Here is a 26,215-nt window from a genome sequence, read left to right as displayed (position 1 = left end):
GCATGCGCGCACCCCTGACCCTGGCCACGACCGTCGCCCTGGCGCTGCCGCTCGGTGCGGCCGCGGCCGGCACCGCTCAGGCCGACCCCGAGCCGCCCACGCCCCCCGCGGCGACCGACGCGCCGCGGTCGATCGCGCGCGCCGTCGCCGACGCGGCCCGGACCGTGGCCGAGCAGGCGTCGCCGCGCGCCCTGTCGTCGACCGGACAGGGCGCTCGGGGGGACGCGCTCGACGCGGCACTCGCCGCCACGGCCGACGGCGTCCCCGTCGGGGTGACGGGGACCGTCGAGACGCCGGAGCTGCGGTGGCACGGCGCGGACGGCCGGCGCGAGCTCGACCGGCGGGCACCGGCGCGCCCGTACGACCGGTTCCGTGTCGCGAGCATCACCAAGCCGATGGTCGCGACCCTGGTGCTGCAGGAGGTCGAGCGCGGCACGTGGACGCTGGACACCCCCGTCGTCGACGTGCTGCCCCGCATCGCGGACGTCGTCCCGGACGAGTACGAGGACCGGGTCACCCTCGAGCAGCTGCTCAGCCACCGGTCCGGGCTGCCCGACCACGTCGTGCCCATGATCGCGAGCCGGATGGCCGACCCGAACGACTTCGACGAGTTCTTCGACGTCCTCGGCGAGGAGTACACGACGGACGACCACGTGGCCGCGATGGGCGCGTCCGAGTGGGCGTTCGAGCCGGGGACCGACTTCTCGTACTCCAACGCCGGGTACGTCGTGCTCGGGATGGCGCTCGAGGAGGCCACCGGCCGCGACCTCGACACGCTGCTGGAGCACCGCGTGTTCCTGCCCGCCGGGATGTGGCGCACCGACCTCCCCGACGACCCGGGCGAGCACGGGCCGTTCCTGCAGGGCGCGGCGCACACGGGCGACCTCGGCTCCGGCTGGTACTCGCTGACCGGCTTCGACCCCAGCCTGTTCGACGCCGCGGGCGCCGTGACGAGCACCACGGGCGACCTGCAGAAGTTCACCGAGGCCCTGCTCACGGGCGACCTGCTCGACCCGGAGACCGTCGCCGACATGGGCACGCCCCGCACCACCGGTGACCCCGTGTTCCCCGAGTACGGGCTCGGCCTGTACCGGATCCCCGACCCGTGCGAGCCCGGCGAGTACCTGTACGGGCACGACGGCGCCGCCTTCGGCACGCTGAGCATGACGCTCGCCTCGCCCGACGCCGAGCGGCAGCTCACCGTCGGTCTCACCGGCCGCGACTACGCCGGAGCCGAGGGGCCCGACATCAACACCGCGCTGGTGCCGATGCTGGAGGCCACCTGCTGAGGTGAGTCCGACGGGACGGTGTGGGACGGCGGGTCGGCCCGCACCTCCGCGGAGAGGCGCTCCAGCAGGAGCGCCGGCTCCAGGTCCGCGGAGGGTTCCACACCGTCCGGCACCACGACGCCGACCACCGCGAGCGAGCCCTCCACGACCGTGGCGATCGTCGTGGTCCGGAACTGGGACCCGTCCCCGCCGCGCTGGTGGGTCGTGACGCCGAAGTAGCCGGTGTCGCCGCCGTCGAACGGTTTGTCGAAGGAGTGGCTGAGTCCCCGGGCGCCGACGCGGTCGCCGATATAGCCGGCGGACAGGACCTTGTGGGGCTCCGGCCGCTCGCTCTTCCACCCGACGAGGTTCTGACCGATGCGGGCCGCGTTCTCCTGCAGGTCCCAGACGTCGAAGGCTCCCTCCGGATCCGAGTAGGACCGTCCCCAAGGGGCGCTGACGTACGTGTACACGTCGACCTCGTCGACCCTCACGCCCGAGACCGCCTCGGTGGCGTCCATCTCCAACTCCCAGTCGTCGTCGTACGTGGTGCCGAGCTGGACCCGGTCGTAGAAGAGCGGAGCGATGCCGTCCGGCGAGAAGGGATCCACGTTCCATCCCGGGCCCCGCTGGTCGGTCATCCACCCGGGATCGACGGCGAGCTCTTCGGTGTCATGGTCGGCGAAGTCGGCGGCGGTGAGCGCCCAAGGCTTCGGGGTCCAGTGCCGGGCGAGTTCGATCGCTCGTCGTTCCCGGGCGTCCGATACCGCATCGGCGACGCGCGGCGCGATCAGCACCGTGGCGATCACCAGCACGACGATCACGCCCGGTGTGACGCGCGGATTGGCGAAGACGCGCTTCAGGACGGAACTCATCCGCACTCCTTGTCGTGGGATGTCTCGGACATCGTGGTGAAGGGCGGGATGAACGAGCCTCTGGCGTGCTTGTCCTCGTCCAGGGGGTCGATGGCCTCGGCGCCCTTCCGCGCCTGGTCGAGCGGGACACCGACGTCGAGGTCGTGGGCCACCACGAGGTCGTGCATCGTCGTCGCATACCTGAAGTAGGTCTGCTCCTTCACCGAGCTCACCTCGGTCAGCGCTTCGGCGACGGGGGCACTCATGTCGAGGAACCCGAGGCCGGTGCTCGCCGCAGCCGCCGTGGAGCTCGTCGCGACCTTCCTCCCGATCGTCCCGACGCCCATCCCGATGCCCGTCAGGGAGACCAAGGTCTCGCGCGTCGCCACCGTGTCGTACGCCTCGTCGAGCCTCTCGGCCTGCATCGACCCGGTGACGGCGCCGACGTCGGCCAGGGTCGACTCGACGAGCGTGTTCCGCTGCTCGGCGTCGGAGTCATAAGCGCCGGACGTCGCGAGGTCGACCATGCCGGCCGTGTGCCGGTCGGTCGCGCCGAGCCAGGCCTCCGCGGCCCCCGTGGTCCGGGACGTCGCGGCGATGACGTCGCGCAGGGCGAACGCGTCCAGCTCGGGCTGGACCACAGGTGCTCGCGTGCTGGCATCGGCACCGGTGTCGACGCCAGGGGCTGGCGGAGCGTCCAGCGCGGACTTGAGACTTGTGTCGTCGCAGGGGTCGATGGTCTGCGTCCACGCAGCGTCTCCCACGCTCGACAGGTATGGCTCGTATACCTCGGCGATGCGCCCGCTCGCCGCGTCGGAGAGGGTGGGGCCCGACAGCAGCCCGCGCGGCATCTCCTTGGTCGCGTGCGCGATCAGCAGAGCGGCACGAGTCTGCTCGCTTCTGTTGTCCGACGCAGTGCCGGCCCCGACCGCGGTGGCGAGCGCACTGGTCACGGCCCGGCCGCCGTCGGGCCAACCGTCGCGCGGCACCCAGCCCAACCAGCGGCGAGCGGCGGCTCCGGTGCCGTCGGCGGGCGCGAGGCGGTCAAGGGCGAGCCGGGGGTGGCGGGCGTACCCGGCGAGGACCGCGGCGGCCAACGGCGCAGTGATGGTGGCGTCGGTGAGGACGTCACCAGTCGGGGGCCACTGGTTCGTGCCCGTGGGAAGGCCCTGTGCGCCGCTCTGGGCGACCTCGGCCCAGCGCTGCTCAAGGGCGTCGCCGGCCCCTGCGTAGACCTCCGCAGGCAGGTCCCCGGCGAGCAGCGCTGCCGCCAGCTCGGAGCGGAGCGTTAAGCCGAGGTGCGCGCCGCCGACGTCGACGACGGCCGCGTGCCCGAGTTCGCGTCGCTCGGCGGGCGACGCCGTCTGCGCCCAGTGCGCGACGCCGGCCGTCAGAGTCCCGCGGAGTGCGGCGTCTACCGGGCCCGGGTCGGCAGGGTCCGGGCCGAGCGCGAGGTACACCTGTTGCGGTGTGGCCTCGTCCCAGAACGTGGCCCAGAAGGCGGGGTCGTCGCGCTGCCCCGCCAGCAGGGCGTGCAGCGCGGTGCGCGCGGAACGTCGGTCGAGTTGCTCGTCGGCCAGCACCGCCTGGGAAAGGAGCGCCGCCGTACGCCTCCCCTGCGCGGCGGACCCGCTGTACTGTGTCGCCGACATGCCCGCCGCGGCGGCGACCCCGACGGCCCGCACGTCGGCGAACGTGCCGAGCGCGCCCGCCGCCCGCCGGGACTCCGCCGACTGGGCGTCGCGGGCCGCCCGCCACCTGGCCTCCGCCCCCACGACGTCCGCGCGAGCCGCGGCCAGCTGCTGCTCCGCTGCCATCAGCCGTCCGGTCGGGTCGTCGCCCGGCGCGGTCGAGCCGAGCGCGGTCGCGCCGAGCGCGGTCGAGCCGAGCGCGGTGGCGCCCAGGGCGGCGGTGTTCCACGTGGAACGACGGGCCTCGTCGGCCTCCGCCTGCCAGTGCCGCTCGCGTGCGAGCGCGGCGTCGCGGTCGGCCAGGGCCTGCCGGGCGCCGGCCTGCAGCTCCGCGAGCACGGTGGCGTGCCGCCGGAGCGTCGTCGCGGCGCCGTCCAGCACGGTCGCGTAGGTGTGCAGGCGCTCGTCGACGGAGGCCAGGCGTGCGGCCGCGGCCACGACCGCGGCGCCGCGCTGGGCCGACAGGCCGGCGTGCACGGGGCGCAGGCTCGTGCGTGCCTCCGCGAGCAGCGCCGACGCCCTCGCGGCGTCGTGCGCCCGCCCGGCCAGCTCGCCCGGTGCCCCCGCCAACGGGGCCGGGCCGACGTCGAGCGTCATGCGCCGCCGCCGCCCGCCGGGGCGAGCAGCTCGCCGAGCCGGCCCGCGGCCACCTGCTCCGCCTGCCCGAAGATCTCCGACGCGGCGCTCAGTGCGCCGGCCAGCGCGTCGAGGTCGTCCGTCAGGGCGGTGCGGGTCGCGGCCCACGCCGCCGCCAGGTCGACGAGCGCTCCGGCGAGCACCGGGTCGCCGGCGACGGCGAGCGTGCTCGCGTCGTCCGTCCCGCCGACGACGGGCGACGCCGCCAGCGCGGACACCGCCGCGCGGGCGCGCGCGCCGCCAGCGGCCAGGGCCGTGGTGTCGAGGTCGAGGTGAGCCATCCCGTCCTGTCCCGCTCGTCGTCGTCAGGGGCTGTGCCGAGGCACGGCGACGACGGTAGCCAGGTCGGGACGGACGCGGCCGGAGTTATCCACAGGCGGCAGACCCGGCCACCCGTCAGTCCCACCACAGGCGGTACCAGTGCGTGTCGTCGTCGGCGCCGTCGTCCGCCGCGTCGTCCGCCCCGACACGGCCCCACCACGGGGCGATCTCGTCGGGCGGCGTGTGCATGTCGTCGACGCCGAGCTCGCCCGTGAGCAGCGTGAAGAGGTCGTGGCACTCGCACGGGCCGGAGTGCCGGCGGTCGAGGTGCAGCTCGTGATCGGTGCGCAGCAGCACCCCGGTGACGGTGATGCGCTCGTCGCAGCGCAGCGGGCCGACGACGTACCCCTGCGCCCGCAGCCGGTCCGGACGCCGGACGACCGCCCGCAGCACCGCCCCGATGGTCGGGCCCAGGTTCTGGCGCTCGGTGGCGAGGTACTCCTCGGGCAGCCGCTCGAGCAGCCCGGCCGCGGCCGTGCCGTCGAGGGCGGCGAACGGGTAGTACCCCGCGCCCACCCCGGCGTTCGGGCCGAGCGCCGGCTCGAGGACGGCGTCGTAGCCGTCGTCGAGCAGCCAGCCGTGCCGGCCCGCGCACGCCACGCCGAACCCGTCGTCGTGCCTGGTGTCGGGACGCTGGGCGAGCTCGCGCTCGCGCGTCCACGCGGTGCGCAGGTCGACGAGGTCGGGCGGGGTGAACCGGGCGGGTGGCGCGGCCGCTCGGGCGGGTGTGGTGCGGACGGGCATCGCGGACTCCTCGGGTCGGTCACGGCGCCCGGGCCGGGCGCCGGCCCCGAGCCTGTGCCACCCGTCGTCGGCAGAGGGCGGGGCCGCGGTGATCTGTGGACGACGACGACCGGTGGGCGGCCTCGGAAGCGCAGCGTGGTGGCGTGCGGTCGAGCGAACGCGTCGCACCGCGTGCCGCGGACCGGTCGTCGATGAGTTCTGCGCTCGCGCCGTGTCAGAGGAGAGGTACACGATGTCCAGCACGGACCGATGCCGACGGAGGCGCCGCCCATGAGCACGCAGAAGACCTTCACCGTGGACGCCCCCGGGGCCGTCCTCACCTACGACGTGCACGTGCCGGACGGTCCGAGCGACCGTCGGCCCCTGTTCGTGCTGGCCTCGCCGATGGCGGCGTCGGACTTCGGTCAGCTCGTCGGGCACCTGGGCGACCGGACCGTGCTCACCTACGACCCGCGCGGCATGGAGCGCAGCACCCTCTCCCCGGACGGCAAGGTGTCGGTGCCCATCCACGCCGACGACTTCCACCGCGTCGTCCAGGCCGCCCGCGACGTGATCGGCGAGGGGCCGGTCGACGTGTTCGCCTCCAGCGGTGGGGCCGTCAACGTGCTCGCGTGGGTCGTCGACCACCCGGACGAGCTGGGCACGGTCGTCGCGCACGAGCCGCCGCTGTGGACGCTGCTGGAGGACAGCGACGTGCAGCGCAAGGTCGCGGCCGACATCGTCGAGACGTACCAGCGCGACGGCTTCGGCCCCGCGATGGCGAAGTTCATCCAGCTCGTCATGCAGCCGGGCCCGCTCACCGAGGACTACCTGCGGCAGCCGGCGCCCGACCCCGCCGCGTTCGGGCTGCCGACCGAGGACGACGGCTCGCGCGACGACCTCCTGCTGGGCTGGAACATGGCCACGCTGCCGCATTTCGAGCCGGACCTGGACGCCCTGCGGGCCACGTCGGTGCGCCTCGTCCCGGCCCACGGGGAGGCGGGGGAGGGCGAGATGGCGCGCCGTGGCGCGGAGGCGCTGGCGGCGGCGCTCGGCGTCGAGCCGGCCGTGTTCCCGGGCGACCACGGCGGGTTCATGGCCAACGAGTGGTCCCCCGGCAACGACCCGGCGGCCTTCGCGGCCCGGCTGAAGGAGGTCCTCGCCGGCTGAGCACGAGGTCCGTCAGCCGGCACGGTCCTCAGCCCAGCCCAGCTCAGCTCAGTTCAGCTCAGCCCCGCCAGCCGTTCCAGCCCGGCGACGCCCGCGGGTGAGCGCTCCTTGAGTCGTTCGAGGGCGGCGTGGACCTCGGCCCGCGCCGCCTCGTGCGGCGGCACCCGTGCGGGGTTGAGCAGCACGGTGTGGGCCCACTCGGCGACGTCGGGCTCCGCCATGAACGTCGCGGCGGAGCGGGCGCCCCGGGCCTGCTGCAGTGCCCAGTCGGCAGGCGTGCTCCAGTACGGGGTCGGCCGGCACAGGCGGTTCTTCTCCCCGTCCGGCCGGTCGTGCCGGGTGGCCTCGACGTAGCCGAGGAGCGCGGCACCGAAGCACGGGAAGCCTGCTCGGACGGGTTGCAGCGTCATCCCGTCGTCCCAGACCGGGCGGTCGGGCCGGCGTTGCAGGCCGTAGGCGGCGCAGTGCACGACGACGGCGCCCCGCGGCACGGTGACGTCGCCGTCGTCGAGCGTGAGGAGCCCCGGCGCGACCCGCCGCAGGTGACCGCGGCGCACGACGCGGTGCACCGACCGGAGCAGGTCGAGCTCCCACCGGGCGAGCGTGGGGGCGCGGGCCATCGTCGGCGTGACCGCAGGGTCGATCCGCAGCATGATCCCTGCGTCCTCGAGCCGGAGGAACAGGTCGTCGACGGAGCCCGCCGCCGCGGCGGCGGCCATCAGGGTGGCCGCCATGTCGAGGAAGACCGCGGGGTCCGGCTGGATGACGGCGCGGTCGAACATCCACGGGTCGCGGGCCCGCACCCACCAGATCGCGTCCGGCGCGACGCCCCGGGCGAGCAGCCACACGATCGCGTCGGTCGAGGTCTTGCCCGACCCGACCACGACGTACCCCCCGGCAGCGGCGAGCTCGGGCAGCCGCGCGGACGGCACGACCCGGGCGCCGTCGTCCACCGCGAAGGGCGGCGGTGACAGCGCGGGGACGGCCGGCGCCAGGTACCGGGCGTCCACGACGTGCCGGCGCACCCGGACGTCGACCTGCCGCCCGGTGGCGAGGTCGACGAGCCGCCCGTCCCGGTACTCGTGCCCGCCGAGGTGCTCGACCCGGCCGGTCGGCAGCAGGCGGTCCGCCAGGACGTGCGCGAAGTAGTCGCAGACCTGGGTGCCCGTCGCCCGCTCGTGCAGGCCCTCCTCGGGACCGGAGACCTGGACCCGGCCGTCCCCGAGCCGCGTGGACGCCACCCCGTAGAGCTGCGACGCCTGGTGCAGGCGGACGAACGGGTAGCTGTCGAGCCAGTGGCCCCCGACCGACGCGCGACGGTCGACGAGCGTCGCGCGCGCGGTCGGGTCGTGGTCGACGAGCGCGTCGACGAACGCCATCCCGGCCGCACCCGCGCCGACGACGAGGTAGTCCGTGTCGACCGAGCGGGTCATCCTTCCATGGAGCGCCGCCCGGCACGGGTGGTCAACGGCCCGCCGGGGTGAACTCTCCGGCGCCGCCGGGACGGCCGGCGCTCAGTCGTCGTTGTTGTCGTCGTTGTTGTCGTCGTTGTCGTCGTCCCGCTCCTGGGTGACCTTGCCGGTCTGCAGGTCGACCAGGTAGTCGATGCTGTCCCGGGGAGCGCGCTCGACCGAGACGGACCACCGGTAGCGGTTGTCGTCCTCGTCGAGCTCGGCGTCGTCGAACGTGCCGTCGGCCTGGGCCATGGTCCGCTCGATCGCGTCGGAGAGGCTGATCTTCGCGTCGGCCAGCGCCTGGCGGTCGTCGCGGTCCAGGTCGTCGTCGGTGGTGCCCACGACCTTCGTCCCGGCGATGTCCACCTCGACCTCGACGGTGCGGCCGGAGACCGCGACGTCGACCTCCCAGGTGGCGTCCCGGTCCGGGTCGTCGATGGCGTACGCGGTGCCGTCGGCCTCCTTCTCGGCCGTCGCGATCGCGGCCAGGGCGGCGGCCGTGAGGTCCTCGGGCGTCGCCGCCGGGTCGGGCGTGCCGGCGTCGTCGGCGTCGTCCCCCGAGGTGTCGTCGGTCGTGGCGTCGTCGGTCGCGGTGTCGTCGGTGGTCTCGGTCGCGGCGGGGCTGTCGCCGGCGGGCTCGGAGTCGTCCCCGCACGCGGTGAGGACGAGGGTCAGGGCGACGGCGAGCGCGGCAGGGGCGGTGGCGTGGCGAGCGGTGCGGAGGTTCATGCGGACGATCCTTCGGTGCGCTGATGACATCCGGATGACGTGCGGATGTGAACCTCCTCATCGGACAACACCGGGGCGCACGACGCGACCGCACCCCCTTGCGCTTGACGCAACGTCAACCTCTACCGTCGGTGACATGACCCGTTCCATCCAGGACGTCGCCCGGCTCGCCGGCGTCAGCAGCCGCACCCTGCGTCATTACGACCAGATCGGCCTGCTGCCGCCGTCGGGCACCGGGGTCGGCGGGCTGCGCCACTACGACGACGCCGCGCTGCGGCGCCTGCAGCGCATCCTGCTGCTCCGTGACCTGGGCATGCCGCTGGCCGACATCGCCACGGTGCTCGACGAGCAGGCGGACGAGGCGCGCGCCCTGCGCGAGCACCTCGGCCAGCTGCGCGCCGACCAGGACCGCCTGGGCCGGCAGATCACGTCGGTGGAACGGACGTTGACCGCACTCGAGAAGGGAGATCGGATCATGGCCGAGGACATGCTCGACGGGTTCGACCACACGCAGTACAAGGACGAGGTGACCGAGCGCTGGGGCGCCGACGCCTACGCGAGGTCCGACGCCTGGTGGCGCGGCCTCGGCCCGGAGGGGCAGAAGTCCTTCCAGGCCCGGACCAAGGCTCTCGGCGAGGCTTGGGGCGAGGCCGCGAGCCGCGGCGTCGACCCGACGTCCGACGAGGCGCAGGCGCTCGCGGCACGGCACGCCGAGTGGCTCGGCTCCGTCCCTGGCACGCCCGGGTCGGAGCAGGGCCGCCCGACGAAGGAGTACCTCGTCGGCCTGGCCGACATGTACGTCGCGGACCCGCGGTTCGCGAAGAACTACGGCGGCACCGACGGCGCGACGTTCGTTCGCGACGCCCTGGTGCACTACGCCGAGCGGGAGCTGTAGCCGGGCCTCGGCGAGTGCGCGTCAGCCGTAGGAGACGCAGCCCCAGCCGTCGCCGTCGGCGTCGAGCCGGTGGTAGTCCGGCGGGTAGACGCGCACCTTCTGCCGGATGTCCGAGCAGTCGAGGTCCGGTCCGGGCCGGTTCCACGGCTTGCTCGCCTGAGGGCGGGACGACGTGGACGACGCGCGCTTCACGGTGGCCTTGCGCGGCTTGGTCACCTTGACGTTGCTGCACTTGTTCAACTGCTTGGTGATGGCCTTCTTCTCACCCGGGTTCACCGACAGGCCCCACCGCCACTTCACGGCCACGAAGTGCTTGGTGTAGGTGCAGCGGTAGCTCTTGGCGGGCGGCAGCCAGCCCGCGACGTCGCGGGACCCCTTGGACCGGTTGGACTTGGCGGAGACGGCGATGAGCGACGCCCCGTACCCGAGGTCATTGGCGAACGCCTGGCGGGTTGACGGCGTCCACTTCTTCGCGCCCGACCCCCACGCCTCGTGCAACGGCACCATGTGGTCGATGTCGAAGGAGGACTTGTTCCGGGTGGTCCTGCCGTCGTACTTCGAGCGCCACTTCCCGCCGCTGATCGCGCACGTCTTCTTGGACGTGCGCGGCTTCTTCACGGCCTCCGCCAGGAGCACCTCCTCGCGGGCGTCGCAGCGGTCCCGGTCGGCGGTGTCGACCCAGTGCTTGAACTTCGACCGCGCGTAGCCGGAGTTCGACTCCGACTTCACCGGTAGCTGGCGCAGCAGGGTCTTCGCCGAGACGGTGCGGGTGGCGGCGTCGGCGGGGGCGACGGCGGCGGGGGCGACGAGGGCGGCGCCGGCGAGGACGACGGCGAGCACGGAAGCCACGAACGTGCGACGGAACACGATCGCTCCAGGTGTGGAAAAGTGGACGGTCGGTCGCAAGAAAGGTACGTGGCCCGCGGAGGCGGATTGCCCGGATCGCCGGGGCTTCACCCGGCGCGCGTCGAAGATCACCCGATGCCGACCGGACCCTGCACACGCCTGCCCCCGACCGTGAAACACTGCCCCGCGTGAGCGACGACTGGGCAGCACAGCGCACGGAGGCCGCGCGCGTGCAGGCGGAGCGCCTGGCCGCGCGCCAGGACGCCGAGCACACGGAGGCCGAGGCGCTCCTGGCACGCTTCGTCCGGGCCGCGCTCGCGACGGGCCTCGAGCCCGAGCGGCTGGAGGCCAAGGGCTACGGCGGCCGCGGGGTCGCCCGTACGACGCTGCGCGGCTGGTACCTGCGTCACGACCGCACCGCGGGCGTCACGACGGACGGCGACTTCTACGTGCTGACCGCGCCCCTCACGCTCGTCGACCGGGTGCGCGGCGCCCGGCTCGCCCCGCAGCGCCCGCCCCTGGTGCTCGGCGCGGGCGGCAAGGACGGCAGCTCCATCGACCTCGCGGACGCCCTCGAGCGGCTGCTCCCCGGCTGGGCCTCGGCGCCGGACCGACGACCGGGCTGACGGCTACGGGCTGACGGCCGCCGCGCCGACGGTCCTCCGCCGGGTTACGCCTGCCGGCCGAGCGCCCCGGCGATCGCCGCGGCGGCGGGCGCCGTCGCCAGGTACCCGGTGTACGTGCCGTCCTCCAGCAGCGCTGACGCGGCGTGATTGCCGGGCGCCCGGTTGTCGACGACGAGGTTCTCGACCGCGGGCGACCCGGCGGGCAGCGGGAAGCTCTCCGGCGTGATGTCGCGCAGCCCGACGAGGTCGAGCCGGTCGCGCACGTTGACCCACCGCCGCACTCCCGTCGGGAACACCAGCGGGCCGTCCGCCTGCAGCGCCTCGCGCACCGCCCGCACGGGCAGGGGGCAGCCCATCGTGACGAGCAGCGGCACCTCGCGGCCGCGTCCGGCGGCGTACCGGCCGGTCAGCGCCGACCAGGTGATGATCGAGCCGAGCGAGTGCGCGACGACGACGGACGGCGCGTCGGGCAGCGCCTCGACGACGCCCTCGTCCACGACGGCGCGCACGTCGTCCTCGTGGAGGTAGCCCCACACGTCGCGGGCGATGAGCAGCAGCACCCCCGCGCTGACGCCGGGGATGCGGTCGAGCAGGGCGACGGCCGCCGCGAGCGCCTCGAACAGCGGGTCGAGCAGGCCTTGCGACCGGGCGGTCGTCTCCGGCGCGGGCGGGGGTTCGACCCCGGCGCCGGCGAGCACGTCGCGGGCGACCTCGAGCGCGAACCGCTGGGCCCCGGCGGGCCAGTCCGCGAGCGCGTGGGCGACGGCGTCGGACGACGGCGCGGTCTCGGCGCCGACCGCCTCGGCCAGGACCGGCGGGGCGGGGCCGTCGCGACCCTCGAGCAGGTGGGCGAGGGTGTCGCCGTAGTAGACGAAGTCCGTGTCGTCGTCGCCGACCCGCAGCGGGGACCCGGCGGCGGCCAGCCCGGCGTCCAGGGCTCCCAGCCAGTCCCGCTCGACCTCCTCGGGGTCGTGTCCGTCGAGGTCACGGCCGTGCACGAGGACGAGTCGAGTCATGGGCAGGAGGGTATCCGTGACCGGCCCGGCGTTTCACCCGAGTCCCGTGCACGGGCCGGCGCGGTCGTCGCGCACACTGGTCCCGACCCCCGCCGTCCCACCCTTCGGAGTCCTGATGCCCGCCTCCCGTTCACGCCGTCGTCCCGCGTTCTGGGTCGGTCTCGTCGGGCTGGGGGTGGCCGCCCTGCTGGGCGCGACGTCGGGCTGGTCCGGGGCGCTCGGGCTCGCGCTCGTGTACCTGGCGCTCAGCGCCGGCTGGGGCGTGCTCACCACCCGCACCTGGTGGGGTCCGATGCCGCGCGGGCGGGCGGCGGCCACCGGGGGCGGCGCGCTGGTCGCGCTGGTGCTCGTCGCCGCGACCGCGCCGGGTCTGGACGCCGGCGTGCCGGCCACGGGCGGGTCGCCGTCGCCGGCGGCCACGACCGAGTCGACGGTCGAGGCGTCCGCGCCGGCCGAGACGGCCGAGCTCCCCGAGGACGCCGCGCCTCGCCCGACGAAGGAGGCCGCGCCGAAGGCGCCGACGGGTGACGCGGCCACGAAGGCGCCGAAGCAGCCCGCCGCGGCGAAGGGCACTGCCCTGGCGGCCGTCGCGACGCTGGAGGTCAAGGGCCGCGCCCCGAAGACGGGCTACGACCGCGAAGAGTTCGGCCCGGCCTGGGCCGACGTCGACCGCAACGGCTGCGACACCCGCGTTATCTTGAGTTGAGCGATGCCCCGATGCGCAAGAAGTGCCACATGGCCTGCGGTGACGTTCCCGTCGTGCACTTTGCGGGGTCATTGGCACGAGTGGGACAGACCGCGGGATCCGAGCCGTCGGTTCGCTCGCGGCTGCATTGGCATTGGCATCGTGCGCCGCCGTCGATGAGGCATCGAATCCGATCGGGGCGCGTCGGCGAGCTCTCGACTCAACGACGCGGCCTCCGCCCTTCTGCGTGCGATCGACCCCAAGCCCGCGGTGGCACGCCGTGGCCGCACTCCGGCGCGGACGGGAGCGACCGTCAGCGCGCCGGCGCCGGGGAGCGCGCGCCGAGACGCTGGGGCCCAGGCCGCACACTCCGCCAGATGTCCCGACGAACTCATCGGCCCTGACCTCTTGACACGTTGTGCAGCGATACGGAATCATCGCGTCTCGATACGCACGCATCGATTTTCAATACGAACGGGGCGTCACCCAATGAACCGACGCGCATTCGAGATCGCCAGTTGGGCCGCCCTTGTCGCTGGCGCGCTGTCGGCTGCAGCCGCGCTAGTGGCGACGATCCTTGGCGTTCTGGCGTTGACCGGAAGCATCGCATACCCCGTCGAAGTCCGTCTGGGGCCGCTCTCCTTCCAGAGCGGGATCTCGATGCCTGTGACGCTTCAGGCGGATGTATGCCAAGACGCGGACATCAGCGCACAAGACTCCGCCAGCGACTGCTTCAACTTCTTCATGCACCCGGACGAGGGCACGTGGGGCAATGCCAGCGATCGCCAGCAGGACGCAGACGTCAGACCTACTTCCGCAACGCTCGCAGGCGCAGCCGAACTCGCCACGACCGGCGGGTGGAGCCCGCTCGTCGCGGTCTTGGTCGCCAGAAACGTCATCGGACTTGCGATTCTCAGCGGCATGCTGCTCCTCCTGTGGCGATTGCTCGCAACCGCTGCGACAGGTCGCGTGTTCGGGTCGCGCGCCGTGCAGTACTTGCGCGGGATCGGATGGCTCATAGTCGCCGGCTCGTTGGCGATGCCAGCGCTGAACCACTTCGCCAGCGCCAGCCAACTCGGTTACTCGATCGAAGCGTTCGGGATCGGGCCAAACCTGGCACCGCTCGACTCAGCGGGCTACCCGGGCGGCATCAACATCGCGCACCTCGCCATCGGTGGACTGATACTCCTCGTCGCCGAGGTCTTCCGCTACGGCGCGCGCATCGAGGCCGAGCACAGGCTGACAGTCTGATGCCGATCACGATCAGACTCGATCGGATGTTGCTCGAGCGGAAGATGACGCTCACCGAGCTTGCCGACCGCGTCGGTATCACAGTGGCCAACCTGTCGATCCTAAAGACCGGCAAGGCGAAAGCCGTGAGGCTGGCGACCCTCGAGGCCATCTGCCACGAACTCGAGTGTCAGCCGGGCGACATCCTGGAATTTGTTGCTCCCAACAACGATTAGCCCGGTCCTCAAATTTCACCCGCGGAACCAAGGCTAGGTCTAGTGACAGTAATTGCCGGGCGCCGCTAACCTCGCAGCGCTGCGGCAGTCGTCACAGCTTGGTTTCCGAAAGGACGAGGATGTCCCACCCCAGCAAAAGTTCTGCCCTCGAACGAGCGCGAGGCCGGTCCTCTCGTCGGGCCTTCCGTATCGCCAACGCTTCCCTCCCTGACCACGCTCACGATCGGCGCGCACCACGACCGGGTGCAATCCCGCACACCTTCACGCTGGCCGACCTGACAGCGAGTGTCCGCCGCGAGGTCCTCGCCGGGTTGCAGTACCGCGACCGTGAAGGTATCTCAAGGTCGTGCACCGGGGTGTGGCGCAGACGTTCACCCCGGTCATCGCGCTGGCCGGGTCGCCCGTGAAGGTGAACGTCACCGGGTCCCACTCTCCCTCGCGCCAGACGACGTCGAGGTTGGACTCCAGGAACTGCGACCACGGCACTTCGCGCTCGTCGGCCGGTGTCTGACGGTCGACAAGCGCAACGACCGAGCTCATCATCGCCTCCCGGCCAACGCGTTGACGGCCTCGCGCATCCGCTCACGCGAGGGGTGCAGGTAGATCTTCGTCGAGCTTGCCTGGGCGTGGCCGAGCAGCTCCTGGACGACGTCGATCTGCACGCCGCTCTCGACCCACCCAGTCGCGGCCGTGTGCCGGAACATGTGCGGCGCCGCACGGAACCCGTTTCGTCCAGCAAGGCGCTGGACGAATTGATAGGCGTTCGAGTACGACATCGCCAAGCCCGTCCGCGGGCCGGTGTAATTCACGAACACGAAGTCGCACGGATCCACGTTGGCCAGCTTCTCGTCGCGCTCGAACCGGTAGTCACGGTAGAGGCGCACCAGCGACTCGTGCACAGGTACTGGCCGCGACCGGAGGCTCTTGGCGAGTGCGCCGTTGCTGTTCGTCGCGCGCCGCACGACGTGGAGGTGCGCGCCCGCCAGAGAACAGCCCAACGAACTGGAGTCGGGCAGGAAGTGCATGTCCTCCCAGCGCAGCCCGAGCGCCTCCCCGATGCGCAACCCTGCGTCGAGCAGCAGACGCACCAGGAACAGGTCGCGGGCCGTGGGCGCGCTGTCGATCATCGCCTGCTGCTGATCCTCCGAGAGCGTTTCTGGCGCGCGCTCGATCGGACGCACCCGCAACGCGCTGACGCGGACATCGCGCGTGTACCCGGATTCCAGCAGCGGCCCTCGCCCCACCGCACGCGGCATCCACTTGCGCTCGACGAGCTGCATCGGCACCTCCGAATCGATCAGGTCGGCAGCAGCGCAGTAGCGCAGGAACTCGCACACCGCCGTCAGGTGGACCGACACGGTCGACGGCGCCGGGACCTGCCCCCTCCGTGTCTCGGTCGTCTCCAAGAACCGCTTGTAGCGGGCCATATCGAGGATCGTCACACGTCGCCAGTCCACCCCCTGCCGTTCGCACCAGTTCAGGAAGCCGGCAACCGGGCGCAAGTATGTACGGACCGTGTTGGCTGAGCGGTCCGCCGCGTACATCGCGGCGACGAACTCCATCGCCTCGCTGTGCGGTCGGAACGACTCGTCGTCGACGACGAGGTGACCACTGCGGCCGTCCTCGAAGTCCGCACGTTCCACTCGCCAGGGCATGCCCGGACGGTAGACCCTTGTGCCTCACAGCTGTGGGATAACGCAGAGGCACGGCGCGTCGTCGTGGCTGTGCCTCACGTACCTCGCAGAGGAGGCCAGGATGGAGATAACCCGCAACGACGTGCTGCGCCGCGACCTGGACGACGTCACCACCCGGGCGGGGACGCACGGCTGCGTCGTCCTGACGGGCACGTTCGACGACCCGTTCTCCGGCAGCACGATCGGCTTCGAGCGGGGTCGGTCGACCTCCTCGCTGGTGCAGATCGACCACCTGGTGGCGCTGTCGGACGCCTGGCAGAAGGGCGCGCAGCAGCTGGACGCCGAGGAGCGCCGCCTGCTCGCGAACGACCCGCTCAACCTCATGGCCGCGGACGGGTCGCTCAACGCGAGCAAGGGCGATGCCGACGCCGCGACGTGGCTCCCGCCGCACAAGGCGTTCCGCTGCACGTACGTGGCGCGGCAGGTCGCGGTGAAGCACACCTACGACCTGTGGGTCACCCGCGCGGAGCGGGACGCGATGCGCCACGTGCTGTCCGCCTGCCCGGACAAGAAGCTGCCCGGCGGCGACGTGACCGAGGCGGCCGCGCCCCTGCTGCCCGGCACCGCGACCACGCAGGAGCCGCAGCCCACCCGTGAGCCCGCCCCGGCCGACGGGACGGACACGGGGTCGGGCGGCTCCACCTCCTACGAGAACTGCGACGCCGTCCGCGCGGCAGGCGCGGCGCCGATCCACCGCGGCGACCCGGGGTACGGCGGGCACCTGGACCGTGACGGGGACGGCGTCGGCTGCGAGTGACCCGTGGCACGCTGGGCCCATGAGCGACGCCGACAAGAGGACGAGCGACGACGTGGCGGCCCTGGTCGCCGAGGTCGAGGCGCAGGAGCGCGAGCTCGTGCTGCCGCGGTTCACGCACGACGACGCGTGGCAGCTCGGTTGCCTGCTCGTCGAGCTCGCGACGGAGCGTGACCTGGCGGTGACGATCGACGTGCGCAAGGGCCCGCAACAGGTGTTCCACGCCGCGCGCGAGGGCACCACGCCCGACAACGACTCGTGGGTGGCGCGCAAGGTGCGCGTGGTCGAGCGGTTCGGCGCGTCGTCGTACCTCGTGGGCCTGCGCGCCCGCGCCAAGGGTGACGACTTCAACGCCAGGCACCAGCTGGCGCTGCAGGAGTTCGCCGCCCACGGCGGCGCGTTCCCGGTGCGGGTCGAGGGCGTCGGCCCGGTCGGCGTGGTGACGGTCTCGGGCCTGGCGCAGGGCGACGACCACGCGCTGGTCGTCGAGGCGCTGCGGGTGCTCGCCGCCGGCTGACGGGCCGTCTACGGTGTGCCCGTGACCACGCTGCTCCTGACGAACGCCCGCCTCGCGGGCGCCTCCGGCCCTGCGGTCGGCGCTGCGGCCGGGCTGGTGGACGTGCTGCTCGACGGCGGGCGGATCGCCGCGGTGACGCCGACGGGCGCGGCGGGCGCGGGCCATGCCGTCGTCACGGGCGACGTCGTCGACCTGGACGGACGCACGGTGGTGCCCGGGCTGTGGGACGCGCACACCCACCTCACCCAGTGGGCGCTGGTGCGCCACCGCCTGGACGTGTCGTGGGCGACGAGCGCCGCGCACGCCGCGGACCTCGTGCGCGACCGGCTCCGGTACGCCGCCGCGCCCGCGGGCGGGCAGCCGCTCGTGGGCTACGGCTTCCGGTGGGCGACCTGGCCGGACCAGCCGACGGCCGAGCTGCTCGACGCCGTCGCCGGCGAGGTGCCGGTCGTCCTGCTGTCCGGGGACCTGCACAGCGCGTGGGCGTCGACGGCGGGCCTGCGCTTCCTCGGCATCGCGCACCACCCCTCCGGGCTGCTGCGCGAGGAGGAGTGGATGCCCGCCAGCCCGCGCATCGTCACGGTGGAGGACGACGTCGCCGACGCCCTGGTGGCTGACGCCGCGCGGGCCGCCGCCGCGCGCGGCGTGGTCGGCGTCGTCGACCTGGAGGTCGACGACAACCTCACCACCTGGCGCCGCCGGGTCGCCCGCGGCTGGGACGGGCTGCGCGTCCGAGCGGGCGTGTGGGAGCAGCACCTGGACGCCGTGCTCGACGCCGGCCTGCGCGACGGCGACCCGCTGCTCGACCCCGCGGCCGGGCCCGCGGCGACGTCGGACCTCGTGCGGCAGGGGCCGCTGAAGGTCATCAGCGACGGGTCCCTCAACACGCTCACCGCCTACTGCTTCGACCCGTACGGCGGCGCAGGGCACGACGGGCACGACGGCCACCACGGCCAGGTCGGTCACGCGGCGCACGGCGTGCTCAACGTCGAGACCGACCACCTGGTCCCGCTGATGGCCCGCGCGCACGCGGCCGGGCTGCGGTGCGCGATCCACGCCATCGGCGACCGGGCGAACGCCCTCGCGCTGGACGCGTTCGCGGCGTCCGGGGCGCGCGGGTCGGTGGAGCACGCCCAGCTGCTGCGCCGCGAGGACGTCGCGCGGTTCGCCGACCTCGGGGTGACGGCGAGCGTGCAGCCCGAGCACGCGATGGACGACCGGGACGTCGCCGAGGAGCTGTGGCCGGGCCGGACGGCGCGGGCGTTCCCGCTGGCCGAGCTGCGTGCGGCCGGGGTGCGGCTCTCGCTCGGCTCGGACGCCCCCGTCGCGCCGCTCGACCCGTGGGTCGCGGTCGCGGCCGCCGTCACCCGGTCGCGCGACGGCCGCGAGCCGTGGCACCCGGAGCAGCGCATCGACGTGGCCGCGGCGCTCGCGGCGTCGACCGGCGGCCGGCCGCTGCACCTCGCCGTCGGCGGCCCGGCCGACCTGGCCGTCCTCGACGTCGACCCGCTCGCTCCCGACGCCGACCTGCGGACGATGCCCGTGAGCGGGACGCTCGTCGCCGGCCGGTGGACCCACCGCGCGCTCTGACGCCCGCCCTTCATCGTGAGTTCAGCGCCCGGCCCGGGGGCGTTCACGGTGGCCCGATGAACTGCACGCGCACGTGTCCACTCCCGTGACCAGCGCGTTCAGGAGCATCCCATGTCCCGACCCAGTCCTCACGGCGGTGGGCGGACGACGTCCGTCGTCGCCACCGTGCTCGGTGCGGTCCTCGCCGTCGGCGGGATCGTCCCGGCCGCCCACGCCGCCGACCCGATCCCGGGGCTCGACGGCACCGGGTCGGCCCGCGACCCGTACCAGATCGGCACGGGTGACGACCTGCGGGCCGCCGCCGCCGCCCTCAACGACGACCCGGGCGCCTACGGCGGCGCGGCGTACCGCCTCGTCGCGGACATCGACCTGGGCGGAGCGGAGTTCGGCGGGATCAACTCCTTCCGCGGCACGCTGGAGGGCGCGGGCCACACGATCAGCGACGTCACGCTGGTGCCCGAGCCGACGGCGGGCGGCGAGGCGGACCGCCTCGGCCTGATCCGGCAGCTCGACGGCGGGGTGGTGCAGAACCTCACGCTCGACGGCGTGCGGGCCGACGGCGGCGAGCGCGGGGGCTTCATCGGCGCGGTCGCCGTGATCGCCACGGACGCCACGATCTCCGGGGTGTCGGTCGTGGGCGCGGACCTGTCCGCGCCGGCGGCGGAGAAGGTGGGCGGCGTCGTGGCCGAGCTGCGCGGCGGCTCCGTCTCCGGCTCGTGGGTGAGCGGCACGCTGACGGCCGGCGAGATGCCCGCGGGGATCGCGGCCTACGCGAACCAGGGCGCGACCGTCCGGCACAACCTCGTGGAGGCCGACCTGGCGATGACCGTGCCGGGCGGCGACGCCGGCACGAAGGGCAACGACGCGGGGATGGTCGTGGGCTACCCGGGGTCCCCCAACAGCGGCGAGTACGCCGGGAACGTCGCCCTCGGCGGGTCGATCGAGTACTCCGGCAAGGTCGACGGCTTCGTCGGGCGCGTCGTCGGCTACACCGCCTACGACGGCTGGACCGCGCGCGACAACCTCGCCAACGCCGCCATCACCGTGGCGGGCGAGACGGTCGCCGGCCCCGGCACCAGGAACCAGCACGGCACCGACGCCACGGCGGCGGAGCTGGCGCAGCAGGCCACCTACGAGAAGCTGGGCTGGGACTTCGTCAGCGCCTGGACCTTCGACGACGAGCGGGGCCACCCCGTCCCCGCCTACACCCCGTCGCTGTTCGGCCACGGCACCGCCGACCGGCCGTACGAGATCGGCACGCCCGACGACCTGGAGCACCTCGCCGCGCAGCTCAACGCCGGCAGCACGCGGTACGCGGGCGGCAAGCACTTCGTGCTCACGGCAGACCTCGACATGGCGGGCCGCGAGGCGTTCGTGGGGATCGACCGCTTCGACGGCGTGCTCGACGGCGCCGGCCACACGGTGGCGGGCCTGGTCTACGCCCCGAACCCGGACGCGGGTGACGACGCCGACCACCTCGGCCTGGTACGCCGGCTGGACGGCGGCACCGTCGAGAACCTCACCCTGACGGACCTCACCGCCGACGGCGGCGACCGCGACGGCCTGGTCGCCGGCATCGCCGTCGTCGCGACCGACGCCACCCTGGTCGGCAACTCCGTCGTCGACGCCACCCTCACGGCCACCCGGGGCGAAAAGGCCGCCGGCCTCGTGGCCGAGCTGCGCGGCGGCACCGTCGCGGACAGCTGGGTGCGCGCCGACGTGTCGGCCGCGAAGATGCCGGCCGGCCTCGTGGCGTACGCGAACGAGACGGCGGTCGTGCGGCACAACCTGGTGGAGGGCGACCTCACGGTGGCCGCCGACGGCGGTGCGGACGGCACCCGCGGCGTCGACGCCGCGCACGTCGTGGCCTACCCCGGCAACCCGAGCACGTCGAGCAGCTTCGCCGGCAACGTCGTGCGCGGCGGGTCGATCGCCTACTCCGGCAAGGTCGACGGGTTCGCCGGCCGCGTCGTCGGGTACACCGGCTACGAGGGCTGGACGGCGATCGACAACCTCGCGGACGCCGCGATCACGGTCGGCGGCGAGACGGTCGCCGGGCCGGGCACCCGGAACCAGCACGGCACGGACGCGACGGCCGAACGGCTCGCGCAGCGGGCCACCTACGAGGGGCTGGGCTGGGACTTCGCCGGCGCGTGGGAGTTCGACGACGAGGCCGGCCACCCGGTGCCGAAGTACGTGAGCTCGGCCGAGGCGCCGAACCGGATCACGACCACGTTCCACGGCGACCCGGCCACGCGGCGGGCGTTCACCTGGTACTCCGAGCTGGAGACCGGCTCGGCCACGGTGGTGCTCAGCACCGACCGCGATTTCCCCGAGGGTGCGGCCACCGTCGAGGTGGCGGCGAAGGCGGAGCAGAGCGAGGACGGCGAGACGTTCTACCGGGCGGTGGCCGGCGACCTCGAGCCGGGCAGCCGCTACTACTACCGCCTGGGCGACGCGAGCGAGCAGGTGTGGAGCGCGACCGGCACGTTCGAGACCGCCGGCGACGACGGCGACTTCACGTTCGTCGACCTCACGGACACCCAGTCGCAGGACCTGGGCGAGGCCGAGCTGTCGGCGCAGACGATGTCGAAGGCGCTGGCCACCGTGCCGGACGCGGCGTTCATGATGCACAACGGCGACGTGGTGGAGCACGGCGACAAGGAGCAGGACTGGAAGGACCTCCTGGACTCGGCCCGGCCGAGCCTCACGAGCACCACCCTCGCCCCCGCGGCCGGCAACCACGACGCGGCGACCAACGCGTTCGCCGACCACTTCACGCTCGAGGCCCCGAACGAGCAGGACACCAGCACGGGCGCGTACTACTCGTACACGTACCAGGGCACGCACTTCATGGTGCTCAACACCAACGAGGGCGGCGCGGACGGCGTGTCCGCCGACCAGCTCGCCTGGCTGCGCGCGGACGCCGAGCAGGCGAGGGCGGACGGCGCGCGCTGGCTCGTCCTGTCGATGCACAAGGGCGTCTACACGACGGCGAACCACCTCGACGACACCGACGTGAAGGCGATGCGGAAGACTCTCGTGCCGCTGATCGACGAGCTCGACATCGACCTGGTGCTGCAGGGTCACGACCACGTGATGAGCCGCTCGAAGGTGCTCGTGGCGGACCCGGACGGCACCGCCGGTGCCCGGCCCGTCGAGACGACGACCATCACCGAGGTGCGGGGCGGCAAGCGGATCGAGTACGCGGTCGACCCGGGCGGCACGATCTACTACCTGCCCAACACGGCGGGCGCCAAGCACTACCGGCAGGCGACGGACCCGGACGGCGTCGACCTCGAGAAGTACCTCTCGCTGTTCGACCGCACGGGCGAGCAGGACACCGAGAACTTCACCGCCGTGAACGTGACCGCCGACCGGCTCACGGTCGAGGTGTACGACGTGCGCGACCAGGGCGTCCCGCGCCTCTTCGAGGGGTTCGGCATCGACCGCGGGACCACGCCGGTCGACGACCGGATCACGGCGCTGCCCGCTGCCGGCGACGTCACGCTCGACGACGCGGCCACCGTCGCCGAGGTGCGCGCGGCGGTGGACGGGCTGACGTCGGCCCAGCGCGGGGCGCTGACCGGGCTGGCGAAGCTCGAGGCCGTCGAGCTGCGGCTGCGCGAGCTGCGGGGGCTGGTGTCCACGGACGGGGCGACCGTCGCGTGGGCGGACGCCGACGCGACCTCGCGCCAGACGATGACGGTGCGCAACGACACCCGGTCCGACTTCGACGACACCCCGGTCCGGCTGCGGGTCGCCGACACCCCCGACGTCGGGCCGGAGGAGCTGGCACTGTTCGGCCCCGACGGCGCGCCGCTGCCGCACGAGGTGGAGACGTGGCAGCCGGGCGGGACCTCGAGCGTCTGGGTCCGGGTGCCGCACCTGCCGGCCCGCTCCGCGACCACCGTGTGGGCGTACTACGGCGGCGGGGCTGCCGCGGGCGACCCGGCGGCGGTCTGGAGCGAGGACTACGCGCTCGTCGAGCACTTCGGCCGCGACGAGGCGGGCGGCGAGCGCCGCGCGGACTCCACGGGCCGGGCGACGGGCGTCGTCGTGGGCGAGGACCTCGAGGGCACGGTGTCCGACCGCGGCACCGGGCAGACCCGGTTCGAGTCCTCGCGGCTGGAGTACGGGGGCGACGTCGGCGGCGACCTCGACCGCATCGCGGTCAGCGGCGTGTACTCGGTGACGGCCGACGACGTGGCCGCCGCCGACGGCGACGCGACCGTGGTCGCCAAGCAGAGCGCCACGGGCGACGGCCATGCCGCGTTCTGGCAGGGCGTCCGCGCCGACGCCGACCGGCTCGGCACCCGGATCGCGGGCAACAGCTTCGAGTTCGACCCCGTCGACCTGAAGCACGACTTCGCCCTGCCGGCCGACGGCGAGCCGCACCTGGTGACGCAGACGTACGACGGGATGACGTACTCCGTCTTCGTGGACGGCGAGGAGGTGCACAGCCAGTTCCTCGAGTACCGCACCACGTACGGCGACCCGGCGCTGCCGACGACGATCGGTGACGTCGCCACCGACGACGGGAGCATCGCGTCGCCGTTCCGCGGCACGATCGACGAGGTCCAGGTGGCAGGCGTCGCGTTCACGCCGGACTTCGAGGCGTTCCGGTACGCGATGCTGCTGGGCGACGCGGTGACGCCCGGCGAGCGGGTCGACAAGGCCGACGAGCCGGTGACCCTGGTCGTGGGCACGCCCCGGCCGGGCGCCACGCTCGACGCGGGCCTGGTGGACGTCACCGGCACCGTGAGCGAGCGGTCGGCGCTCGCGGCCGAGGTCGCGGGCGAGGAGGTCTTCTCCGCGGAGGTCGCCGCCGGCGAGTTCGCCGTGCGGGTCCCCGTCGACGCGCCCGGTGAGCAGGCGGTGACGTTCACCGCGACGGCGACGGACGGCGGCGGGGCCTCCTCGGCGGAGGTCGACGTCACCGTCGAGGACGCCGTCGCACCGGCCGAGCCGGAGCTGGCCGACGACGCCGCCGCGGCGTCGTCGGGCGACCCCGTGACCCTGACGGCGACGCCGCGCACCGAGAGCCGCGAGGCGGTGGACGTGTCGTTCCGCGCGGGTCCGACGATCCCGCTGGACGACCAGAACGTCGTCGTGCGCGCCGGGACCACGACGGACCGGGTGCCCGACGCCCTGACGCCCACGTCCGGCACGGTGACGGACGAGCCGACCCCCACGACGGTGGGCGAGAACGAGAACCCGTTCCAGCTCTACGAGATCTCCCTGACCGCCGAGCAGGCCGACCAGGAGGAGCACCACCTGGTGTGGCGGGGCACGGGCGACACCCGGCAGGTCTCGGCCTACGTGTACGACCACGAGGCCGGGTCGTGGGTGCGCAAGGACACGGGCTCCGACACCGCCGGCGGCACCGTCACCCTGGACGTCACCGCACGGGCCGACGAGCACGCCGTCTCGGGCGGCACGCTGCACCTGCTGGTGTGGCGCGGGCTCACCGAGCTGCCGACCGGCGACGACCACGACTACGAGTCGCTGCCGCCTGGGGCCACCTACGACTGGGGCCTGGACCACGTGCCCGACACCCAGCTCTACGCGCAGGCCACGCCCGCGATGATGAACGAGCAGTTCCGGTACGTGGCCGACGTCGCCGACGAGCGCAAGACCGAGCTCGTGGTGCAGTCGGGCGACTGGGTGAACCGCGAGTACCTGTCGCAGGAGTACCAGTGGAAGGGCGTCGAGCCCGCGGCCCGCGCGCTCGAGGACGCCGACCTGCCGTTCATGGTCTCGTGGGGCAACCACGACTACTCGGACGCGCGCAACGGCCGCGTCATGCTGCCGAGGTACTTCCCGATGAGCCGCTTCGAGGCGAGCCTCGAGGGCAGCCCGTGGACGTTCGGGGGCTCCGACAGCATCGACAACTACTACTACACGGGCGAGGTGGCGGGGGCGAAGCTCCTGGTGCTCACGGTCGGCTTCTTCTCCGCCGACCAGGCGGACGACGCCGGGCTCGCGTGGGCGCAGGACGTCATCGAGTCGCACCCCGACCACGCGGTGATCATCGCCAACCACAACTCCGTGAACGCGGGGGTGAACGCCTGGTCCAACGCGAACGTCACGAGCAGGCTGATCGACCCGTACCCCAACGTGAAGCTGGTGCTGGGCGGGCACATCTCCGCCACGGGCGTCGCGAGCCGGAAGGCGGACGACGGGCACACCGTCTACGGCATCCTCACCGACTACCAGGGACGGGTGTACGGCGGGCAGGAGTACCTCAAGCACCTCAGCGTCGACGCGGAGAACGACCTGCTCCACGTCAACACGTACTCCCCGCTGCTCGACACCGCCACGTCGGACGGGCCGTACCGGCAGCAGGTGCCGGACGGCGCGATCCCGGGCTTCCACGGCAGCGACTCGGAGAACTTCGTCCTCGACCTCGACCTGGGCGGCAGCACCACCCGGACGCTCGCGACCGAGTCCCTCACGCTCGGCGCGGGGGAGCGGGCGCAGGTGGGCGGCGTGCAGCGGGCGGTCGGGGCCGAGCCGGTCACGGCGACGCTCGACGGCGTCCAGGCGGGCACCGGCTACGAGTGGTTCGTCGAGCTGCGCGACGCCGCGGGGAACGTCACCCGGAGCGCGCCGCGCACGTTCGTGACGGCCGAGGCCGGGGCACCGTCCGCGCCGCGCGACGTCGCGGCGACCGTGGACGGCGCCGACGTCGTCGTCACGTGGGCCGCGCCGGCCGACGACGGCGGGGCAGCCGTCGAGGAGTACGAGGTGACGCTGTCCGACGGCACGGCGAAGTCCGTGGCCGGCGACGCGGGGACCCTGACGTTCGCCGACCGCGAGCCAGGCACCTACACGGCCACCGTGCGGGCGCGGAACGCCGCCGGCTGGTCGGCGCCGTCCGCCCCGAGCGAGCCGGTCGTGGTCGAGGCCCCGGCCCCGCAGCCCCCGGCCTGGGAGGCCGGGCAGGTCTACCTCGTCGACGAGCGGGTGACCTACTCCGGCGCCGTCTGGGAGGCGTCGTGGTGGACCAGGGGGCAGACCCCGGGTGACCCGTACGGGCCGTGGCAGGAGATCGCGACGGCCCCCGACGGCACGGACCTGTGGACGCCGTCGCGGATCTTCGACTCCGGCGACGTCGTCGTCCACGACGGGCGGCGCTACGAGGCCCAGTGGTGGACCCGGAACCAGGCCCCGGGCGACCCGTACGGCCCCTGGCGGGCGACCCGCTGAGCAACGACGAGAGGCCCGGACGGGCGGCGACCGCCGCCCGTCCGGGCCTCTCCCGTGCTCCGTCTGCC

At 73.6% G+C, this 26,215-nt stretch carries 20 protein-coding genes; 11 read left to right on the top strand and 9 right to left on the bottom strand.

Going from position 1 to position 26,215, the window contains the following annotated elements; all coding sequences use genetic code 11:
* The first annotated feature begins 2 nt into the window (after window positions 1-2).
* Window positions 3-1,289, top strand: coding sequence for a serine hydrolase domain-containing protein (locus IEW03_RS12595; RefSeq protein ID WP_188524042.1), 1,287 nt, complete (start codon window positions 3-5; stop codon window positions 1,287-1,289).
* Here IEW03_RS12595 and IEW03_RS12590 read toward each other — a convergent pair.
* The 4 genes from IEW03_RS12590 to IEW03_RS12575 form a co-directional block, all read right to left on the bottom strand.
* A complete protein-coding gene (locus tag IEW03_RS12590; protein WP_188524041.1) occupies window positions 1,223-2,143 on the bottom strand; it encodes a hypothetical protein in 921 nt (306 codons plus the stop codon). The two genes, IEW03_RS12595 and IEW03_RS12590, sit on opposite strands and share 67 nt — an antisense overlap.
* Window positions 2,140-4,410 (bottom strand): hypothetical protein, encoded by a 2,271-nt coding sequence (locus IEW03_RS12585; RefSeq protein WP_188524040.1) that lies wholly within the window; start codon window positions 4,408-4,410, stop codon window positions 2,140-2,142. The genes IEW03_RS12590 and IEW03_RS12585 overlap by 4 nt, the downstream gene beginning before the upstream one ends.
* Entirely contained in the window at window positions 4,407-4,730 is a 324-nt protein-coding gene (locus IEW03_RS12580) for a hypothetical protein (protein WP_188524039.1), read from the bottom strand. Before IEW03_RS12580 ends, IEW03_RS12585 begins: the two co-directional genes overlap by 4 nt.
* A gap of 115 nt (window positions 4,731-4,845) precedes the next feature.
* Window positions 4,846-5,514, bottom strand: coding sequence for a hypothetical protein (locus IEW03_RS12575; RefSeq protein WP_188524038.1), 669 nt, complete (start codon window positions 5,512-5,514; stop codon window positions 4,846-4,848).
* A 270-nt stretch (window positions 5,515-5,784) separates the two neighbouring features.
* Here IEW03_RS12575 and IEW03_RS12570 point away from each other — a divergent pair, with 270 nt between their 5' ends.
* Complete coding sequence (locus IEW03_RS12570; RefSeq protein ID WP_188524037.1) at window positions 5,785-6,663, top strand: alpha/beta fold hydrolase; 879 nt, start codon at window positions 5,785-5,787, stop codon at window positions 6,661-6,663.
* A 53-nt stretch (window positions 6,664-6,716) separates the two neighbouring features.
* Here the strand turns inward: IEW03_RS12570 and IEW03_RS12565 are convergent, their stop codons facing one another.
* Together IEW03_RS12565 and IEW03_RS12560 are read right to left on the bottom strand one after the other, a co-directional pair.
* Complete coding sequence (locus IEW03_RS12565) at window positions 6,717-8,096, bottom strand: NAD(P)-binding protein (protein ID WP_188524036.1); 1,380 nt, start codon at window positions 8,094-8,096, stop codon at window positions 6,717-6,719.
* An 81-nt stretch (window positions 8,097-8,177) separates the two neighbouring features.
* Window positions 8,178-8,846, bottom strand: a complete 669-nt coding sequence (locus IEW03_RS12560; RefSeq protein ID WP_188524035.1) for a PepSY domain-containing protein — start codon at window positions 8,844-8,846, stop codon at window positions 8,178-8,180.
* A gap of 136 nt (window positions 8,847-8,982) precedes the next feature.
* On the opposite strand from IEW03_RS12560, the gene IEW03_RS12555 reads away from it, so the two are divergent.
* The gene (locus IEW03_RS12555) at window positions 8,983-9,741 is read left to right on the top strand and encodes a MerR family transcriptional regulator (RefSeq protein WP_188524034.1); all 759 of its coding nucleotides are present in this window, start codon (window positions 8,983-8,985) and stop codon (window positions 9,739-9,741) included.
* A gap of 21 nt (window positions 9,742-9,762) precedes the next feature.
* Here the strand turns inward: IEW03_RS12555 and IEW03_RS12550 are convergent, their stop codons facing one another.
* The gene (locus tag IEW03_RS12550; RefSeq protein ID WP_229737965.1) at window positions 9,763-10,608 is read right to left on the bottom strand and encodes an HNH endonuclease family protein; all 846 of its coding nucleotides are present in this window, start codon (window positions 10,606-10,608) and stop codon (window positions 9,763-9,765) included.
* A 167-nt stretch (window positions 10,609-10,775) separates the two neighbouring features.
* Between IEW03_RS12550 and IEW03_RS12545 the strand changes: the two genes are divergently transcribed.
* Window positions 10,776-11,213, top strand: coding sequence for a hypothetical protein (locus tag IEW03_RS12545; protein WP_188524033.1), 438 nt, complete (start codon window positions 10,776-10,778; stop codon window positions 11,211-11,213).
* 44 nt (window positions 11,214-11,257) lie between these two features.
* Here IEW03_RS12545 and IEW03_RS12540 read toward each other — a convergent pair whose 3' ends face one another.
* Entirely contained in the window at window positions 11,258-12,229 is a 972-nt protein-coding gene (locus IEW03_RS12540) for a hypothetical protein (RefSeq protein WP_188524032.1), read from the bottom strand.
* Window positions 12,230-12,344: 115 nt separating this feature from the next.
* Here IEW03_RS12540 and IEW03_RS20610 point away from each other — a divergent pair, with 115 nt between their 5' ends.
* From IEW03_RS20610 to IEW03_RS12525, 3 genes are all read left to right on the top strand, one after another.
* The gene (locus tag IEW03_RS20610; RefSeq protein ID WP_308808212.1) at window positions 12,345-12,935 is read left to right on the top strand and encodes a hypothetical protein; all 591 of its coding nucleotides are present in this window, start codon (window positions 12,345-12,347) and stop codon (window positions 12,933-12,935) included.
* A 468-nt stretch (window positions 12,936-13,403) separates the two neighbouring features.
* Window positions 13,404-14,165, top strand: a complete 762-nt coding sequence (locus IEW03_RS12530) for a DUF2975 domain-containing protein (protein ID WP_188524031.1) — start codon at window positions 13,404-13,406, stop codon at window positions 14,163-14,165.
* Complete coding sequence (locus IEW03_RS12525) at window positions 14,165-14,380, top strand: helix-turn-helix domain-containing protein (protein WP_188524030.1); 216 nt, start codon at window positions 14,165-14,167, stop codon at window positions 14,378-14,380. Before IEW03_RS12530 ends, IEW03_RS12525 begins: the two co-directional genes overlap by 1 nt.
* A gap of 539 nt (window positions 14,381-14,919) precedes the next feature.
* On the opposite strand, the gene IEW03_RS12520 is transcribed toward IEW03_RS12525, so the two are convergent.
* A complete protein-coding gene (locus tag IEW03_RS12520) occupies window positions 14,920-16,035 on the bottom strand; it encodes a tyrosine-type recombinase/integrase (RefSeq protein ID WP_188524029.1) in 1,116 nt (371 codons plus the stop codon).
* Between the two features lie 100 nt (window positions 16,036-16,135).
* On the opposite strand from IEW03_RS12520, the gene IEW03_RS12515 reads away from it, so the two are divergent.
* The 4 genes from IEW03_RS12515 (at window position 16,136) to IEW03_RS12500 (ending at window position 26,147) form a co-directional block, all read left to right on the top strand.
* Window positions 16,136-16,831, top strand: coding sequence for a GmrSD restriction endonuclease domain-containing protein (locus tag IEW03_RS12515; RefSeq protein ID WP_188524028.1), 696 nt, complete (start codon window positions 16,136-16,138; stop codon window positions 16,829-16,831).
* A gap of 19 nt (window positions 16,832-16,850) precedes the next feature.
* Window positions 16,851-17,345: a heme-degrading domain-containing protein gene (locus IEW03_RS12510; protein WP_188524027.1), complete on the top strand. Its 495-nt coding sequence runs from the start codon at window positions 16,851-16,853 to the stop codon at window positions 17,343-17,345.
* Window positions 17,346-17,366: 21 nt separating this feature from the next.
* The gene (locus tag IEW03_RS12505; protein WP_371870625.1) at window positions 17,367-18,935 is read left to right on the top strand and encodes an amidohydrolase; all 1,569 of its coding nucleotides are present in this window, start codon (window positions 17,367-17,369) and stop codon (window positions 18,933-18,935) included.
* A 111-nt stretch (window positions 18,936-19,046) separates the two neighbouring features.
* A complete protein-coding gene (locus IEW03_RS12500) occupies window positions 19,047-26,147 on the top strand; it encodes a DUF2341 domain-containing protein (protein WP_188524025.1) in 7,101 nt (2,366 codons plus the stop codon).
* Window positions 26,148-26,215: the final 68 nt, after the last annotated feature.

The sequence above is a fragment of the Isoptericola cucumis genome (assembly GCF_014635665.1).
Classification (GTDB): Bacteria; Actinomycetota; Actinomycetes; order Actinomycetales; family Cellulomonadaceae; genus Isoptericola; species Isoptericola cucumis.
The sequence above is the reverse complement of the archived record's forward strand: the minus strand, read 5'-3'. Positions and strand labels throughout refer to the sequence as shown.